The 18,885-nt window shown below is 52.3% G+C and carries 13 protein-coding genes; 2 read left to right on the forward strand and 11 right to left on the reverse strand.

All coding sequences use genetic code 11. The features are described from left to right. Positions 1–93: 93 nt before the first annotated feature. The 11 genes from IB237_RS13855 to IB237_RS13905 form a co-directional block, all read right to left on the reverse strand. Complete coding sequence (locus IB237_RS13855) at positions 94–2,985, reverse strand: TonB-dependent receptor (protein WP_192489241.1); 2,892 nt, start codon at positions 2,983–2,985, stop codon at positions 94–96. 192 nt (positions 2,986–3,177) lie between these two features. Next, positions 3,178–4,119 carry a FecR family protein gene (locus IB237_RS13860; protein WP_192489242.1) on the reverse strand — a complete coding sequence of 314 codons (942 nt, stop codon included), beginning with the start codon at positions 4,117–4,119 and terminating at the stop codon, positions 3,178–3,180. A 169-nt stretch (positions 4,120–4,288) separates the two neighbouring features. Continuing rightward, on the reverse strand, positions 4,289–4,813 hold the full coding sequence (locus IB237_RS13865) for an RNA polymerase sigma factor (protein WP_192489243.1): 525 nt from the start codon (positions 4,811–4,813) through the stop codon (positions 4,289–4,291). A gap of 252 nt (positions 4,814–5,065) precedes the next feature. Then, positions 5,066–7,549 carry a TonB-dependent receptor gene (locus IB237_RS13870; protein WP_246787906.1) on the reverse strand — a complete coding sequence of 828 codons (2,484 nt, stop codon included), beginning with the start codon at positions 7,547–7,549 and terminating at the stop codon, positions 5,066–5,068. Between the two features lie 157 nt (positions 7,550–7,706). Continuing rightward, positions 7,707–8,660 carry a FecR family protein gene (locus IB237_RS13875; RefSeq protein ID WP_192489244.1) on the reverse strand — a complete coding sequence of 318 codons (954 nt, stop codon included), beginning with the start codon at positions 8,658–8,660 and terminating at the stop codon, positions 7,707–7,709. Further along, positions 8,657–9,181 carry an RNA polymerase sigma factor gene (locus IB237_RS13880; RefSeq protein WP_192489245.1) on the reverse strand — a complete coding sequence of 175 codons (525 nt, stop codon included), beginning with the start codon at positions 9,179–9,181 and terminating at the stop codon, positions 8,657–8,659. Before IB237_RS13880 ends, IB237_RS13875 begins: the two co-directional genes overlap by 4 nt. A 226-nt stretch (positions 9,182–9,407) precedes the next feature. After that, positions 9,408–10,505 (reverse strand): ABC transporter ATP-binding protein, encoded by a 1,098-nt coding sequence (locus IB237_RS13885; protein WP_192489246.1) that lies wholly within the window; start codon positions 10,503–10,505, stop codon positions 9,408–9,410. 9 nt (positions 10,506–10,514) lie between these two features. Next, positions 10,515–12,461, reverse strand: a complete 1,947-nt coding sequence (locus IB237_RS13890) for a glycoside hydrolase family 127 protein (RefSeq protein ID WP_192489247.1) — start codon at positions 12,459–12,461, stop codon at positions 10,515–10,517. Positions 12,462–12,492: 31 nt separating this feature from the next. Then, complete coding sequence (locus IB237_RS13895) at positions 12,493–13,362, reverse strand: carbohydrate ABC transporter permease (protein ID WP_192489248.1); 870 nt, start codon at positions 13,360–13,362, stop codon at positions 12,493–12,495. Then, a complete protein-coding gene (locus tag IB237_RS13900; RefSeq protein ID WP_371815328.1) occupies positions 13,359–14,288 on the reverse strand; it encodes a carbohydrate ABC transporter permease in 930 nt (309 codons plus the stop codon). The genes IB237_RS13895 and IB237_RS13900 overlap by 4 nt, the downstream gene beginning before the upstream one ends. A 172-nt stretch (positions 14,289–14,460) precedes the next feature. Next, on the reverse strand, positions 14,461–15,705 hold the full coding sequence (locus tag IB237_RS13905; protein WP_192489249.1) for a sugar ABC transporter substrate-binding protein: 1,245 nt from the start codon (positions 15,703–15,705) through the stop codon (positions 14,461–14,463). A 182-nt stretch (positions 15,706–15,887) separates the two neighbouring features. Between IB237_RS13905 and IB237_RS13910 the strand changes: the two genes are divergently transcribed. Continuing rightward, complete coding sequence (locus IB237_RS13910; RefSeq protein ID WP_246787908.1) at positions 15,888–16,883, forward strand: LacI family DNA-binding transcriptional regulator; 996 nt, start codon at positions 15,888–15,890, stop codon at positions 16,881–16,883. Positions 16,884–17,033: 150 nt separating this feature from the next. After that, positions 17,034–18,776, forward strand: a complete 1,743-nt coding sequence (locus IB237_RS13915) for an ABC transporter substrate-binding protein (RefSeq protein WP_246787910.1) — start codon at positions 17,034–17,036, stop codon at positions 18,774–18,776. Positions 18,777–18,885: the final 109 nt, after the last annotated feature.

The raw sequence follows: 18,885 nt of genomic DNA on the forward strand, positions 1-18,885 counted from the left end.
AAGTAACAAGCCAACACGTTCCAAACACAGCAAAACCGGAGACGACCAAACGTCTCCGGTTTTTCATATTCTCTGACAATAAACTGATTTTGCTTAGAAAGTTGCCTTGGCGCCAACCCAAACGGTACGGCCAATGCTCCATGGCCTCGCCACGTTGGTTTTTGCATTGCCCGTCTCATTGAACAGGTTACCCACCTTCATATTGAACGTCAGCCCACGATCTTTACTTTTATAGACTTCGTAACTTGTAGAGAGATCGATGGTTAGCGTCGGAGAAAAGTCGTAATCTTCGTAAATCGCATGCTGCAGTCCGCTGATCGTGATTGTATCTCCAGTATCTCGCGCACCGCGATAGCCCAAATTGTAGTTGGCAGAGACATCAACGTTCAAACGATTGTCAAACCAACTGCTGGCAAAACCAGCCTGAAAACGGATCGGTATGTCCATGTTGCCAGTTACAACACTAAAACCAGCTTCAGTGTATGACTGATCATGATACAAGATAAAGTTATCATCAAGACTGGTTTCGAAATAGGTATTGTTGCTCATTTCACTACGTGACCAAGTCACCGAAGCGTTGAAAGATAGAGCATCAAGTGCTTCGATATCTCCTGTATCAAGGTCCTTTGAATATTCACCTGTTATCGACTGGTAAGCGCCAGAAGCATCGTTTGTGAGCTTGGAAGAGGTGCTTGTAATTTTTTCCGAAGCAAATTGTTCGCGTGCACGTCGATCCAAAAACCGTAGGCGCCATTGGCCATCAAGCAATGGATCCTTGCCAGATAATGCGAACGTAATTTCATCATTGTATGGAGTTTCCAGACCGGAGGCCGTGTTTTCATAAGGCGCTTGGGTAATGCCGGGATTCCATGGTCCAACCACACCACCTGATTGCGTACGGGTCCACAGCTGATAACGAGGAACCAATTCACGCAATGGGTATGCGAGAGTTGCACCGTTGTAGTACCTGTTGAACCCAGCGGCTATCGAGAAATCTTCAAAGGGCGTGATTGTAGTGACAAAGCGTGGCGCCAGATCCAGATTTCGCATGTAATCGTCGTAGGATGCTCGTAAACCTGCTCGAACATTGAGCCGCTCCCACGTCTGATCAACCTCACCGTAGACATTAAATTCATTTAGCCGCTTGCTGATATCGTAAGCGCTGAACACCTGCTTTGTGATTGCAAACTGTTCCGGACTGCAATTGTCAGCGCCGTTACACACAAAACCACTACCAACTGCAGGAAAATTGTGAATGATCGCATTCGCTAGATTGTAGGTGTACTCTTCGGGCCTACGACGATATGCGTCTGTATTTGTGTATACTGCACCCAATGTAAATGAACCAAGGAAAACATCACCAGTTAACTCTTCGGACAGGCTCCATTGTTCTTGTCCTTGTTCCTTGTAGCCCAAGCCGCCGTCAATACATGTCGTGACGGTTTTCGTTCCAGGCTCTTTTTGGCACCAATCATCAAGTTCTTTTGAAAACCATAAAATTTCACCGGTTGATGTCCGAACAAGATTTTGATTGTAGACTCTTGCCTCGTTGGCGCCACCGTCATTAAAAGAGTTGGACTTTTTGTAACTAAGAATAGACTTCAGTTTGACGTTGCTAATCTCTACACCGCCCAAACTAAAATCTTCAAAATCATAGTTATGTTGCAACTTTGTTGCGAAACTCTCTGAACCCATATTTAAAGGCGTATCTCGCCAAATCCAGTTCTCCCAGAGTTGTCCGTATTCGTTGTAGATTCCTTCCAAAGTGAAATCGCCCAGATCGGTTTCCGCGACGGCTTGCAAGCGATAAAAATCGCTTTTTGAATCCTCTTCAATACGACTTGTGTCCACGTACTTAGTGGATCTGTCTTTATGCGTTAACGCACTTTGGGTGCTATACTGTCCAATGACCGCAATATTGTCAGTAACTGGCCCACTTACAGAGACCGAAGAACGGCGTCGCATATAGTCGTTACGCGCGACGTCATTTGAATTCTCACCGGTTGGCGTAAGAAGATTGAACTTCGCCCAGTCACTCGTCGTATAGTCTGTCGTCACCGATGCGCGCCAACGGTCTCTGGATGGGTTATCCAAGTCATACATGACAACCCCTCCCTGGAAGTTACCGTATCGTGCCGATGCATTACTATCGATAACGGTAGTGCCAGAGACAAAGTCTACCGGCACATAAATTGTCTGGGAATGCAGCCCAAACATATTATTAAAATCGGTACTAGAAGACGTAATCAGATAACTTTCTGATCGAAACTGATCGACGCTACCAGTCAGATTATTAATTTCCATGCCATTGAGAATGAAGTTGTTCTCGTAAACACGCGCACCAGAAATCGAAACTTCCTTGGGCTTGAGATCAATAAGTGACTGATCGGTTATGCCGGAATCCGTGCTGACATCATTCTGATACTGAACATTCGCCATGTTGCGCAGCACGCTATTGGCATCACCGCTACCGCCTGTGCGGCCGTTCAATTGTCCGCCAGAAATTGTGGTGGTGCCAGTGTCAGCAATAGAGCTTGTACCAAGAACCGACTGTCCGGATTTCGACTGAACCTGAATTGCCTCAAGCAGGATTGCGCCATCTGCGCCGACCGCCGCCTGTCCGCCGGCAAGCAGTGACGCGGTTTTCGGGCCGGTCATACGAATTTCAATGCCAGTACCGGAAAGCAGCGTGCGCAACGCTGTCTCAGGCGTCAGCTTGCCCGACACGATAGCCGATTGCTTTCCATCGACCAGAGCCGACGAATAACCGATTTGCCAACCCGTCGACTTGATGAAACTGTTCAGAGCTTTGCCAAGCGGCTGTGCGGGAATGTTAAATCCAACCGTTGCAGAGGCAACCGAACCGCTTTGTTGCGCTTCAGCGCTGGCTGACACAGCCATCACCCCTACGTAGCCAAGAATTGTCGACGCAAGAAGCAACGAGACAACATTCTTGCCGCTTCTTTTTCTGCCCTGCACTGCCATTACCCTACTCCTGAACGCCTTTGGCAACGTTAAACGTCACCGGCACTTTGCATCCGCGTGCGGAAGGTCGTTCCAAACAGAGTTTCCGTCCCCCGAAAGCCCTGACACGCAAGGGGCTTTGGCTTCATGCCATTGCCGCCTCATTGCCTTCGACGTTCGAGACTTTTCAATCTCACAAAAAAAGTTGAGAATTTAACGAATGATTATGAAATTGCCCGGCAGCGTATCGATTTGGCCGCCAACAGCGGTGACGATACTGCCAATGGCGCCAGCTGCGTCATCCGTGCGATAGTTACCACTCACCGGCACCGACAGCAGATCACGGCGCAGAACAAAAACACGCCCGTCATAATAACGTGCCAGATCGCCCAACACGGCTCCGAGCGGTTTGCCTGAAAACGCGATACGCCCCTCACGCCAGGCAAGCATTTCATCCGGTTCAAATGGCTCTATGCTTGAGATGGACTGTTCATCCACGGTCACCATCTGATCTGGCACCAGTTGCACAGCAGCTTGCGCATTGCCATCACGGGTGACATCAACGCGCCCGCGCTCAAGCGCCACCACATCACGATCTGCCTCGACACGAACAACAAAGGCAGTGCCCTTCACGGTCACATCACCGAAATGCCCCGCGACCCGGAACGGACGCGAAGCATCATGGACGACATCAAACCATGCCTCGCCCTTGAGAAGACGCACACCACGATGCTGCCCCTGATAGGCAAGCTCGACCGCGCTGTCGGTATTCAGCAGCATACGGGAACCATCCGGCAAGTTGACATTCTGCATCTGGCCAGCAACAGTGCGATAATCGGCACTCCAGCGGAGCATGATCTCGGGATAGGCAGCATACCCTCCAACAAACAGCACAACTGCCGCCGCCAGCGACAACCAATGAGCGCGCTTTCTACCCAAAACGGAATATGCAGGTTTAACGGCACGCAAATCGACTTGCCGTGCATGACGCTGCGACGCTGAAAACAGCTCCGGGTCGTGCCACACGCCCGCGAGTTCGGCATAGGCGGCCGCATGGGCTGGATCGCTGGATATCCAGTTTTCAAAACCGATATCCAATGCAGGATCAACAATACCTGATTGTTTATGGACGAACCAATCCAATGCGGCGTTCATCACCACATCAGTCTGCAAACAAACAATCTGCGCGTCATTATCCCTCATAAACACTGCCCAAGGGTCTCTTCGCGTACCCACAATGAATCAGACGTTTGAGCCGACCATTTCTCATAAAAAAAAGCTGCCCTGCAACGACAGATTGTCGATTTCGTTATTTCGCGGAACATCATTCCTTGTCCAGCCTCTTTCTGAAATCGTTGAGATGCGCCATGGCATGTTTCATGTCGTTGAAGACGGTGTTCTGGGACACATCCAGATGTTCGGCAATCTGTGGGTAGGTCCAACCTTCTACACGGCTCAAGACCCAGACCTGTTGCACACGTTTCGGCAATTTATCGAGCGCTGATTGGTAGGCGCGCAAACGGTCGAGATGAATGACCTTGTCTTCAGCGGACGGCTGATCATCTGCCACCAAATCCATAGCTTCGCCGCTGATCTCACTCGCCTCGTGGGCGCTGCGCACTTTTCTCTGACGCAGATAATCAAGCGCCAGGTTGCGAGCTGTTTGCTGCAAAAACGCCTCGGCATTGAGAAGTGCGCCGGTTGAGGCCGCCTTACGAGCACGCAGATAACTTTCCTGCGTCAATTCTTCAGCGGTTTGTTTGTCACGGACTATGCGGAAAATACTCCATAACAGGGAGTTGCGCGCGCGCAGAAACGCATTGTTCACGTCTGCGGCTTCGTCATCCATGGTGTCGGTAAATCCGTATCGGCAAGTCGGTTGTTCATTCGGAGGCATTGGGATGTAGTTCAGAACCGATCAACAATGAATTACCAATGGCAAATCATTGTGCCTCTCAACGCCACAGACCTACAACTCAAAAGTAGATATTTACAATCATCTTTCCATTAACCGAACAGAGCGTTTTATTCAACAGCCCTATAAACATGAAAACGCGGCAGGAGCTGCCGCGCTTTGGAATGATCAACGATGAGGCACCGATCAGAACTTTCCGCTGATGGAAATCTTGAAGTTCCGGCCTGCCATCGCGGTGATACCGTCCATAAGGTAAGGGCTGTACTTTTTGTCGAACATATTATCGAGGGCGACGTGTACCTCGCCGCCTTTCATGAAACCTTCTTTCGGCGCCCAATCAAGAAACAACCCATGTACAGCGTAACCTGGGCTTGCTTTGCGGGAGTTGACTGAGTCAACCGTCGTCGAAGTCTTATCCTGGTTATCGACGAACTGCGCGTTCCAACCAAAAGACAAGTCATAGTCGGCAAGTTTGAAACCAAGCTGCGTATCAGCGGTGAGAGGGAATAAATCCCTCGCATAGGTGTCTGCACCGTAAACGTTACCAATTGATCCTTTGCGGCGGCCATTCATCCATGAGACACCGAGGTCCGCGAAAAGGATATCTGTTTCATAGTGCGCAGATGCCTCTATGCCCCAAATCCGATAGGCGGGCGTGTTCCAGTAAAAAGGCACAGACGCATCTGGCAAGCCAGCGAGGTTCTTGGAGCCTGTGCGGCGGGTCACCGGATTGCTGACGCGGTTATAGTAGCCCTCCAAACTAAGTGCCAAACTATCGCCGTCGCTCAAAACGTCATCAAATATCTGGTTGACACCGACATTGATATTGTTGTTGCGCTCGACATCAAGATTGCGGGATGTTTGCGAGGCAGTCGTCAGTACACTCTGCGTCGAATATATTTCATCAATGTTCGGCGTACGCATGGCATAAGCCCAGTTGGCGTACAGTTTAGTCTCCGGCAAAACATCCCACTCCACGCTCAATGCAGGCGTAAAACCATCATGCGATATCGCCGAATAATCATGTCCAGCAGCGGGATTATTATAACGTGGCGCCAGGTTCGGCACACCTTCTGACCGCACATGATCATAACGCAAGCCAGGCGTTATCTTGAATGTATCGGTAATTTTGATCTCATCGCGGAAAAAGGCTGAAATCGTTTCTTGCGTACCTTCCGGCAAAATCCATGGCGCATAATAGCCATAGTTATAGCTTGGATCGGTAGCTCTCCCCTTTTCATACATCCATACATCTCGGTCGTGATGATTATACTGGATGCCATAATTGGCCATATGCGACAGGCCACCTAGTTCAAAATTCGAGGTATTCTCGGCTTCGAACTTTATGTCGGTATACTGTGTGTCATTCTCATTACCACCCAAAGAACCTGATGGGTTAAAACCAGGAATAGCTGGACGTGTTCCGTGCTGTGAGGTGGAAGAATAACTCACCATTGACTTGAAATTCACCAGGTCACTATCCCCGGTGTAGCTGTACTTCAGCGTCGAGGTGAAATCCTCCAATTCGCGCCAAGAGAGCAACCTTAGCCTAGCCAACTCGTAACTACCAGCTGAACGGATAGCGGCGGGGGTTATTACTGCAAGCTGACCGCGGATGGCCGCCGGCGGCCCCCAGTTCGCAGATGTCCCGTAAACCACGGATCCACGCAGCTCATGGCCATCATATTCGGCACCAGAATTTGCTGTAAATGTTGCCAACTCGCCATTTGAGGCATCATATACCTCACCACCACCAACACGCATATTGTCAGATTTGCGCCAGGTGGCTGAAACAAGGCCATCATAGGTTATCGGACCACCAAAGTCTGACATGCCGTAGAGTGTGCCTGTTTCGATATATTGATTGTTGGCTGTTTCGTATCCGGTCTTACCCCAGAAACCCCAGCTTTCACCCTGGCGCAGCATATCCTTGGCTGTCTTGCTCTCCATGGAGACGGTGCCACCAAAGCCGCCGTTGCCATATCGTACGGAGGTCGCGCCCTTTTGCACTTCCACCCGCTTCAGCAGTTCAGGATCAATGAAAACAGTGCCCTGATCGTATCGTTCAAAGTTTTTAGGAGCACCATCCAACAGAATACGCACGTCAGACTGACGGGTAAATCCACGCATCGCTACCGTCTGGCCTTCCAATCTTACGCCACCGGTACCACTGACACCGGGTATCTTCGAGAGGAGATCTCGCACTGACGAAGATTGCGCGCGGTCGATAGCCTTTGCATCCAGTTCAGCCGTGTTAAGACCGGGGTTGGTGAAAGGCGCATTGTTCATGACGGTGATCGTTTGCAGATTGGTCGCATCGCTGTTCTCAGCCGATGTGGCCGCACCTGGGATTTGTAGCTTTACCGTGGTCTCGCCGATGAAATGATATTGAATACCAGTTCCCGACAGCAATCTGTCGAGCGCATTGCGCGGCGACATTTTTCCAGACACCGGCCGGTTTTTAAGCCCACTGGCGACGGAGGCGTCAAAAATCACCTGCAAACCGGATTGCGACGCCAGCCGGTTCAACGCACTTGCCATATTGCCAGCCGGCAGATCGACGCGAACCATATCAACTTGCTGGGCATAGGCCGGCGAGTCCGGGCTCGTGAATGCGACGCTGCTAAACAGCAATGAAAGAAAGATACCGGACCGGCTCATATGTGTCATATTTTTAGCTCTCCATTGTGCAGGATCATCTGCACTTGTCCCGGATACGAATGACCTTTAGAATTTGGGACACCCGGAGAGGTTTTTTCAAAAAAACATTAGCGCCTGCCTGAAAGTCGTTCCTCCACAACATTCAAGCCATTGAAAATATTGAAGACTAGTGGAGCACCGTCAAATACGGCCCCAACCGCGTTACGCCAACGTCGAAAGCAACAGTCAAATCTCGCAGAACAGCTTGCGGGTCCGCGAGATCAAAACTTCCGGTAATGCGCCGCTGACCAATATCTGCTCCTGCGATGACGATGCGGCCGGGGAGATAACGTTCTAGCTCAGCAACAACAGAGGAAAGGGGCCGGTTCTCAAACACCAGTCTTCCCTGTCGCCAAGCCGCGATCGAAAGCGGATCGACGGATTCTACTGAACCAATTGATCCGTCCTCGTCATATGCAACCTTCTGGTTCTCCCCGATACGGATGGACCGATTGGCATCTCCCGCCTCTACCTGCACGCTGTGCTCAAGCACGGTGACATTGGTGCCATTTTGCAACATTTCGACGTCGAAGGCTGTACCCAATGCTGTCGTTGTTCCACCATTTGCCTCGACAACAAAAGGTCTTGTCTTGTCGGCCGCAACTGTCGCAAAAACTTCACCCTTCAACACGACAATCCGACGTTCAGACGAACTGAATTTCAAAGAAACCGCCGTATCGGCATTCAATATCAACTCTGACCCATCAGGCAGATAGAGCGTTTGCCTTTCAGCGGTGCCGGAGATGGCGTCAGCTCTTAAGCGCAATGGTACATCAAGCGCAAAAAATGCTCCGGTCACCAATGCAAGACAGAGAGAGAGAGCCAGCGATCGACCCGTGGAAGAGCCAGATTTGCGTGTCGATGCTTTTTTAATAAAGGCAGGGTCGTTTGATAACAGACGGGAGGCATCTCCCATCAGACATCGAACACGCTCGTAGACATCTGCATGATGTTTGTCACTTGTGAGCCAAACTTCAAAATCGGCATTGAGTTTTATATCATCGGGGGCATCACGGAGTTTTAGCAGCCAGTCAATTGCCTGTTCCCGCAACTCACCGATGGTTGGTTCACCTGCCGTCATAGCGTGTCCTCCAACGCGTCAAGGCAATGGAGATAAGCCTTCCTCAAATGGCGGTCGACCATGTTGCGGGAAATTCCCGCGCGTTGTGCAATTTCATCCGATGTGAGATTGGCGATGCAGCTTGCCAAAAACACTCTCCTGCGCTCGACGGACATATCCAGAATGGCTTTGTGCAACAGACCAAGCCGGTATTGTCTGTCTGCAAGCGCTTCTGCGTCCGGCAACTCCGCAGCAACCGACATGGCTTCAAGTTCGGTCCCGCTAAACAAAAGGCGCTCAAGTTGTTCTCTGCGAAAGCGATCAATTCCAAGATTTATGCAGGCCCGCATCAAAAATGCCTTGAGAGACGCACGTCCTTCCAGTGCCCTTGGTTTACCGGTGAGCCGGAGATAGAGATCATGAACGATCTCATGCGCCACCGGTGGTGCATGACCATGACGACGCGCAACAAGGCACAATTCCTGATAATAGGTTTCCATTGCATCATCGAGCGTAACGCGCGAGGCAGGTTTATCCCACATGATCTGGCCTTAGTTGGCTTTGAGAAGTCCGCGAGGCAATGCGGTTCGCATGCATTTAACGGATCGGGGTCAGCAAGGCAATAAACATGACTATAAAAATCATATTACCTTCTAGCGACCACCTGCAACTTTCCCCGCTAATATCGGGATAAACAACGAAAACCCCACGGTCGCCCGACCGTGGGGTTTTAAATTTGACCTTAGAACTCCAAGTGATGCTGTTTCCTCAGTTTGCCAGTGAGCGGCCTGTCTCAGTATCAAAGAGATGCATCTGGTTCATGTTGAGGGAGAGCGGCATAACAACACCTGCCCGCAATCCATCCTGCGGTTCGATGCTGGCGCACAGACCTGCCGCACCAACATTGAAGTAGATCATGGTAGAAGCACCAAGGGGCTCGACCAGATCAATCGTGACATCGACCGGTACGTAACCTGGACGTTCCTGCCGTGACGAAATGGACTCGGGGCGGATGCCAAATGTCACCGCCTTGCCGGTATGAGACACGTAACGCGCGGCTTTCTCCAACGGTACAGCAAGTCGTTTGCCATCCTCGAGAACCACAAACAATCCATCGGTCCCACCTTCCAATCTCGCCTCGAGAAAGTTCATTGATGGCGAACCGATAAAACCGGCGACAAATTTACTGGCCGGATTGAGATAAAGCTCCTGTGGTGGACCTGCCTGTTCGACCAATCCCTGGTTCATCACCACCACCCGGTCAGCCATTGTCATGGCTTCGATCTGATCGTGGGTCACATAAACAGTCGTGGTCGGCAAAAGCTGGTGCAGCCGCTTGATTTCAGTGCGCATTTTCACACGCAATTTGGCATCAAGGTTCGACAAAGGCTCGTCAAACAGAAAGACCTTGGGATTGCGCACGATGGCGCGACCCATCGCAACACGTTGCCGCTGGCCACCTGAAAGCTGGCCAGGGCGACGATCCAGGAGATCACTGATATGAAGTGTTTCCGCGGCCTGTTTGATGCGTTGTTCAATTTCTGGCTTTGGCAGGCGCTGCTGCTCCAGGCAAAAGGAGATGTTATCGCGCACGGTCATATGCGGATAAAGCGCATAGTTCTGAAACACCATGGCGATATCGCGCTTGCCCGGGCCAAGTTTGTTGACCACCTGATCATTGATAACGATCTCACCGCCGGAAATATGCTCCAGACCGGCGATCATTCGCAACGTCGTAGACTTTCCGCACCCGGACGGACCGACAAAAACCACGAATTCTTTATCCTCGATCTCGAGATCAATGCCACGCACAGCCTCGTAGATTCCGTAGGACTTGATGACGTTTTTAAGCTGTAATCTTGCCATCGACCGCTCCTACTTCTCAGCCAGCCAGACCTGCATCGCACCTTCGTCACGATTGGCCCAGAGATGATATGGAATTGCCTTGAAAGACCGAGTTTTCAGTTCGGCCGGTACGGTGCGATAAAGCGTTCCTTTCCAGGACGATGTGTCTGCTTCCAGGGCATCTCCCTCAAGCACCGTTGCGCCGCCTAAGAAGTCCGCATCGAAACGCGAGGTGATGCTGGCCTGTGGCGTTATGCGAAGCTGCTGCGGCTCGCTGCCAAGATCGGCCTGCTCAACACAATAGACAACCGGACCACGTCGCAGGGCAACACGACCGGCATCTTCACCAACAGCCGGATTGGCATAAAGACGCTCCACCGGCATGTCGAAGGACAGGCGAAGTTCGTCGCCATCCTTCCAGGAGCGGGATATCGAGACATACCCCTTCTCGGTCGATGAAGTAATGTCGACACTCTCGCCGTTAATGCTGACCTTCGAAGAATGGCACCAGCCGGGAATACGCAACTTGAGTGTAAATGTGCTGGTGGCAGACAGGCAAAATGACAATTTGATATCGCCATCCCACGGATAGGCGGTTTGCTGCCGCAAACGCAGGAAACTGTCTCCGATTGTCAGTTCAGAGCTATTTTCACCGTAGAGATGAACAGCCAGCGTACCTTCATTGGCGGAATAAAAATACTGACCAAGCGACGTGATAAATCGTGCGATATTGGTCGGGCAGCAAGGGCAATAATGCCATTTCCAGCGGCGATGCTGCCCGTGGCTTTCCAGGGCATTCTCATAAAAATAATGCTCGCCATCCCGCGAAATGCCTGACAGCGCACCATTAAACAACACTGTTTCCAGCGCATCGGTAAACTTGCTGTCAAGATCGATCTGCGCCATGCGATGGCTCCAGAAACCAAGCGCAACAGCCGCGCAGGTCTCAGCATAAGCCGTTTCATTGGGAAGATCATATTCGCGGGTAAAACCTTCATTAGAGGCCGATGGCCCAAGACCACCGGTGACGTAAAGCTGGCGTCCCGTCAGATTATCAAACAGGCGATCACAGGCGTCTTTCAGGCTCTGGTCGTCATTTTCATAGGCAAGATCCGCCATGGCAGAAAACAGATACATGGCGCGCACGGCGTGACCGACCACCTGGGTCTGTTCACGCACCGGCATATGCGCCTGGCTGTAAGCATAGGTCTGGTAGACATATTTTGCGGGATCATCACCGCGCTTGCGCGCTTCTTCGTCATAATAGGACGGCATCTGGCCACGCTCATCGACAAAATAGGTTGCGAGTTTGAGGTGGCGCGGATCCTTGGTGACGCGGTAAAGCTTGACCAGCGCGAGCTCGATTTCTTCATGGGCATCGTAACCGCGCAACTTGCCCGGCTCTGTACCGAAAGTATCGGCAATATGATCGACTGCACGTATCATTACGTCTAGGAACTTGCGTTTGCCGGTTGCTTCAAAATAAGCGACGGCACCTTCGAGCAGATGCCCCATGGAATACATTTCATGCAGGTCACGAAGGTTGGTCCAGCGGTTTTCAGGTTCCCTGCGAATGAACCAGCTGTTGAGATAGCCATCGGCCATCTGTCCCTGCTCCAGCTTGTCGACGATTGCGTCGATCTTGGCCTCCACATCCGGATTAGGGTGTTTTTTGAGCGTATAGCTTGCAGCCTCTATCCATTTTCCGAAGTCGGAATCGAAGAAATGCTGCATGGAAAGGCCGCTCGGCTGGATCGGACGGGCAAGAGGACCGGCCGGCTTGTCGAAATCCAGCACCTCAAGAAAACCTTCTTCTTCAAGGCGCTTGTGTTGCGTGGGAATGGTGACATTGCGAACCGTGTCTGACCAGCTTTTCCAGAAACCGCCGTCAAAAGAAACGCTGGAATGATCAACCGGGACCAACCGCTTGAAACGGCGCTCTGACTGGCTGGCTGTCTGTTTGAGAGATGAAGACATAAGAACTCCTTATCGCAGGGTCACTGCGGATTTACTTGACGGCGCCAGCGGTCAGGCCGCGCACATAATAACGTTGCAAAGCGAGGAAAAGGAGGATGCACGGCACCATGGTCACGGTAATACCGGCCTGCAGCGCACCCCAATCGATGATGCCGTAAATGCCCGAGGACACATTGACGAGCATGATGGGAAGCGTGAACTTGTTCTGGTCCGACAGGAAAATCAGCGCCGCCAGGAACTCGTTCCACGAATTGAGGAATGCAAACATCGCAACGGTTGCCACGCCAGGCAGCGCCAAGGGCAGCAGGATGCGACGCAACAGCGTCCATTGTGACGCGCCATCGATACGTGCCGCCTCGATCAAAGCGCCGGGCACCGCATCAAAGGCATTGCGCATCATGAAAATGGAAAACGGCAGCTGGAAGGTGGTATAAACCAGCACTAGTCCAAACAGGTTGTTCTGCAGCCCTAAAAACTTCAGGATCAGGAACAGCGGCGTCAGAATGGACTGGAACGGGATCATCATGGTTGCCATGACAATCACAAAGATCAGCGACTGCCCGGGAAAGCGGAATTTCGAAAACCCGTACCCGGCAGGTACGGCCACCAGCACTGTTAGCAAAATTGTGCCAAGCGCGATCAGGACCGAATTGCTGGCATAGACATACCAGCCAGCCCCGACGCCTTCGAGACGACGATAGTTCTCCAGCGAGAACGCTTTTGAAAACAGCGCCACCGGATTGGCCAGCGCCTCAGCCGCCGGTTTAAACGAATTGGCGAATGACCAGATGATCGGCATCAGGAAGAAGATGGCGAACAGCAGGGAAACCAGAATGAAGGTGATATGGCCCAGCCGTTCCGCGACGGTTTTGTCCTGAGCATTCGAATAGAAAATCTTCATCGACCTTCCTCCGGGCGTTGACGCATGAAGCTAAGCTGGATGGAGCTGATAGCGACGAGAACAACCAGCAGCGCAAAAGACAAAGCCGAACCGTAGCCAAGCCGATATGACGAGAACGACGCCAGATAGATGGAGAATACCGCTGAAATGGTGCTGTTGCCCGGTCCACCCTGCGTGATGATGAAGAACTGGTCAAAGGCCAGCATCGACGAAGTTATGTTGAGAATGAGCGCCAGAAGCAGCGAATTGCGCATCAATGGCAATGTAATTCGGCGAAATCGGCTGAATACACTTGCACCATCGATCTTGGCGGCCTCGACGACATCAGGCGATATGCTTTGCAGACCGGTCAGCAGAATGACCATGGTGAAACCGGCAGTCTTCCACACAACCATCAGAATGATCACGGCAAGAGCCGGCCAGAAACTTTCAAGCGGGCGCGGCGCACTATCGACCAGGCCAAGCCCCAACAGGAGCCTTGAAAATACGCCACTGTCGGGATTAAGCAGCCACATCCACAAGGTCGACGCGGCGCCAAAACCCGTCACCACCGGCATGAAGTAAACCGTGCGAAAAAACGATGCGCTGCGCAACGGCCGGTCAACCAGCAAAGCCAGCGGAAAAGCAACAAGCAGGATCGCAGCTGTTACCAATGCTGTGTAGAGCAATGTGAACCCAAGCGAGTTCCATAGCTGTGTATCGCCCATCAACTCAACATAGTTTGCAAGGCCAATGAACTTCTTACGGCCGAGCAATGGCCAGTGGTAAAGGCTCATCCACACAGTCATGATGAGCGGAATGAGAAACAGCCCGATGATAAGCACCATGCTGGGCAACAAAAAGACAAGCCCGAGCCAGCCGTGTGGCTCGCGTTCATGAACGCCGGTTTTGTCGGAACTCGCTTCTTTGGTCGGGAACTTGGACACCACAGTGCAAAGTCCTTCTCTAAGCGTGAATGGATTGCGTCAGATCATCTGGTCCAGATCGCGCTGCCTGAACCAGAATGTCCGGTCGGTATTTCGCCATCACAAACGAGGCGAAACGAACTTTCAATTCATTGGGAATGGGCCGGCAGACATCACCGGCCCTGCCCTCAAATCACGGATTGGTGCGCTCAAGGATCTTGGTAAACTCGTCCTGCGCCTTCTTGATCGAACCATCGACATCGTCACCGAAGATCGCACTCTGAATAAGATTCAGGAATGGACCAGTACGGCTGACGAACAGCTCATCCGACGAGAAAGTATAAGGCGTCTTGGCCTTTGCCAGCACGTCATAGGCAATCAGGTTACGCTTGTCGAACTGGCCGTAGGCCTGGTCGGCCACGTCAGTACGCGGCGGCATGCCGGATTCCTTGGTGATGTAGACCTGCTGCTCAGGCTGCATGTAGAAGTTGACGAAATCCAGCGCCACTTTCTTCTTTTCCTCACTGACACCCTTGATGAGGGCCAGAGTGTCGCCGCCAGCAAAGCTCGAAACGCCACCCTTTGGACCAGGGATCGGCGCAACATCAAATTTCACATCGGGATATTTGCTGGTCAAAAGATTGACGATGTAGGAGCCGGTCATGAGAACGCCGACCTTGCCGGACGCAAAAGCTTCGACGGCGTTGTTGCCATTGCCCGAACGGGATGTCGGATGAATGGCCCCAGCCTTCCACATGTCGCGATAGGCGGCGAAGGTGTCACGCAATGCCGGTGTATCGACCGTCGCTTCGCGTCCATCTTCAGAGAGAATATCCGCATTTGCCGCCCACAGATGTGGCAGGAAGTCGTAAATCAGCCAGCTACCGGAGTTTGCGACAAAATAGAAACCGTAGGTATCATTACCAAGGGCGTGGATTTTTTTGGCAGACTCAGCGACTTCCTCAAGGGTGGCAGGTGCTTTCTTCGGATCAAGGCCAGCCTTTTCAAACAAATCGGTATTGTAAGCGATGATTGAGGCATCTGGCAGTGCAGGCACGCCATAAATCTTATCTTCATAGGTCGCCAGACGAATATGTGATGGGCTCAAAGCGTCAGCGTAAGGCAGCCCCTTCACGAAGTCAGTGATGTCCTCAAGGCTTTCATTGGCGGCAAAGGTCGGCAGGTAGATCAGGTCAAGCACAGCACCATCCGGTGGTGCACCACCGGCGATGGCAGCTCCCAGCTTTGGCACCATCTGTTCTGCCGTAATTGGTGTTACGATAACCTTGTCGTCATGGGCTGCATTATACTGATCTGCCAGTCCCTGAAGTACTGCTGCAGATGACGTACGCACCCACAGTGAAATCTCTTCCGCACTTGCGATAGACGTTGATGCTGCAAGCGAAAGTGCCGCGAGCATGAGTTTGGTCTTGTGCATCGCATTCCCCTTTTGGTTGTCGTCAAAACCCTTGTCCGGTTGACGTGAGGGAAACGCTATTCTAGATTTTTTTCATTGTCGACAGTGTGTAGCCAGAAAAATGTGAGAAATGTGAGAAAACCTTTTCCCAACGTTGAAATCGTTTGATAAAAGGTTTTCTCAAAGTGACAGGGAGTGATTGGTTGAAACCTCAAATATCGCGACGCAAGACAATTCACGATGTCGCGAAAGCGGCAGGCGTCAGTATCTCGACAGCGTCAAAGGCCCTCAACGACAACGGCAGGATGCATCCGGATACCCGTGAGCGGGTTAAGCGGATTGCCACAGAAATTGGGTTTCGGCCCAACGCCCTTGCCCGTGGACTGTTAAGCCGTAGAAGCCTGACAATCGGTTTGCTGACCAACGATACCTACGGTCGGTTCTCGCTTCCGATGATGGCGGGTGCCTCCGAGGCGCTGTTCGACAACGGTGTTTCGGTCTTTCTCTGCGCCACCAATGACAATCCGGAGCTCGCCAGACTGCATGTCGAGGCTTTGCTCGACAAGCAAGTCGATGGCATCATCTTCTCCGCGACCCGACTTGACCGTAGACCACCAATGGACTTGTCGAACCTGCCTATTCCTGTGGTTTATGTCTTCGCCGAGGGGCCACCAGGCAGCGTCACGATCATTCCCGATGATGAACAGGGCGCAAGGCTTGCCGTCAATCACCTGATCGAAAAGGGACGCAAACGCATCGTTCACATTACCGGGCCGGAAGATTTTCGCGCAGCGCGTGCCCGATCCAGTGCCTATCACCGGATTTGCGGCGACAGCGAACCAACATTGTTTGGCGAATGGACAGAGACTTGGGGGCATGAAGCCGTCGAGCGCCTCTGGTCCCGGAACACCCCTGCCCCAGACGGCATATTTTGCGGAAACGACCAGATCGCCCGCGGAGTGATTGATGCACTCCGCGATCGCAACATCCAGATCCCGAAAGACGTCTCTGTTGTCGGCTTCGACAACTGGGAAATCGTCGCTGAACAGACCCGGCCAGCACTGACCACGATCGACATGGAATTGAAGGAATTGGGCAGACAGGCCGGGCTCGCCGTGCTGGCGCTTTCAAAGGGAGAGACGACAGTGGGTGGCACGCGCAAGCTACATTGCAGCCTGATTACTCGCCAATCCTGCTGATAAGGCACTGGAAAAATTGCCCCAAATTCTTTTGTAGGCAATCTGTCGACAAATAAGTTGACAGTCTGTTGAGATTGTCCAGAATGCGACGTCAGCGGCCTCATCTAAGACGCCGTAACAATCAGGGAACTTCAAAGAGGGATTGGACACATGAGTTTTCGGACAAAAAAACACGCATTGGGTCTCGCTGCTTTTATGCTTGCCGCATCCTGCTCAACGCTGACACTGGCAGCCGACCCACAGACCGGCGGTGTGCTACGAATTCTCGGAACAGCTGATGTCGACCATTTTGACCCAACCTCCGGCGCCTTGGTGACCACCAACAATTTCCTGCGCGCAGTGAGCCGCCAGTTGATCAGTTACGAAGCGTCGACCGATGAGAACGCCCGCCTTGAGCCGAAAGGCGACCTTGCGACAGAAGTTCCCCAGCCGACCAATGACGGCCTGACCTATACCTTCACCCTGCGCGATGGCGTGACCTGGAACACACCATCAGGCGAACGCGCAATCACCTCGCAGGACTTCGAGCGCGGCATGAAGCGCATGTGCAACCCATCGCTGGGTTCGGCTGCGCTGACTTATTACGTCGACCTGATCAAGGGCATGCGCGAATTCTGCGATGGTTTCGCCAAGGTTGAACCAACTGCCGAAGCAATGAAGGCCTATATTGAAGGCAATGACATCTCTGGCATCGAAAGCCCTGATGATAAAACCGTCGTCATCAACCTGACCGAAAAGGCCGGTGACTTCGTCTACATGCTTTCCCTGCCGACAGCTGCTCCGGCACCGGTTGAAGTTCTCGACTATATGCCTGACGGTCCGGATTATCGCTCCAACTTCATCTCCAGTGGCCCGTATACCATTGGCGAATATGTGCCTGATAGCCGCCTTCAGCTCGTGCGCAATCCATCCTGGAAGGCGGAATCCGACCCGCTTCGCAAAGCCTACGTCGATGAAGTGGAAATCACCTTCGGTATTCAGCCCGATGCGGCAATCCAGCAGTTGCAGGCCGGTGATGGCGACATGACCTATGACATCGTTATTCCGCCTGCAACGTTACACATGCTGACGACTGCCAGCGATGAGAAGCTGATGACCATGTCTGTTGGTCGTACCGCCTTCATCTTCATCAACACCGTTTCCGAGAACAACAAAGGCGCTCTGAAAGACCTGCGAGTCCGTCAGGCGCTTCAATACGCCATCGACAAGGCCGCAACTGTTCAGCAGCGCGGTGGCCCGACCGTTGCCAAGCCGCAGCATGGTATTTTTGGCCCTGGCGTCCTCGGTTATCACGACTTCGACCTCTACCCGTCGGAAGGCTCAAAGGGCGATCCTGAGAAAGCAAAGGCTCTGCTTGCTGAGGCCGGTTTTCCTGATGGCATCACGCTGAAAATGCCTTACCGCAACCAGAATGCGGAGCCTGCTATCGCCCAGACAATCCAGGCCAGCATGAAGAAAGCCGGTATCGAGATTGAACTGACGCCGGTTGCGCCTGCCGACTATTATTCCAAGTTCATGACCAACCCGCTCAACACCAAGGAAGGCAACTGGGATATTGCGCCAGTTGGCTGGTCTCCTGACTGGGTTGGTGGTGCTGCACGCTCGGTCTTCCAGCCGCAGTTCACCTATAATGGCACGCACCAGACCTATAACTACACCGACTATAACAACGAGGAGGCGAACTCTTTCGCCCAGCAGGCCATCAACGCCACAACACCGGACGAAGCTGCCAAGCTTTGGGCCAAAGTTGACGAACTGGTCATGAAGGATGCACCAATCGTTCCGTTCATTTCCGAGCAGGTCGTTCTCTACCATGGTGAGGCTGTTCAGAATTTCCAGCCTTATGCCATTGGTGCACAGGGTGACTGGACCAACGTCTGGCTGGACCGCTAATTACAAAAGGCCGCCTGCACAGTGCAGGTGGCCTTTTTTCGTTCCGACAGAACATATAGAGGCGACCATTCGCCTCCCTTGCTGTTTGTCTCAATGGTTTGGACCAACT

This window comes from Agrobacterium sp. AGB01, assembly GCF_014851585.1.
In the GTDB taxonomy this organism is placed as follows: domain Bacteria; phylum Pseudomonadota; class Alphaproteobacteria; order Rhizobiales; family Rhizobiaceae; genus Agrobacterium.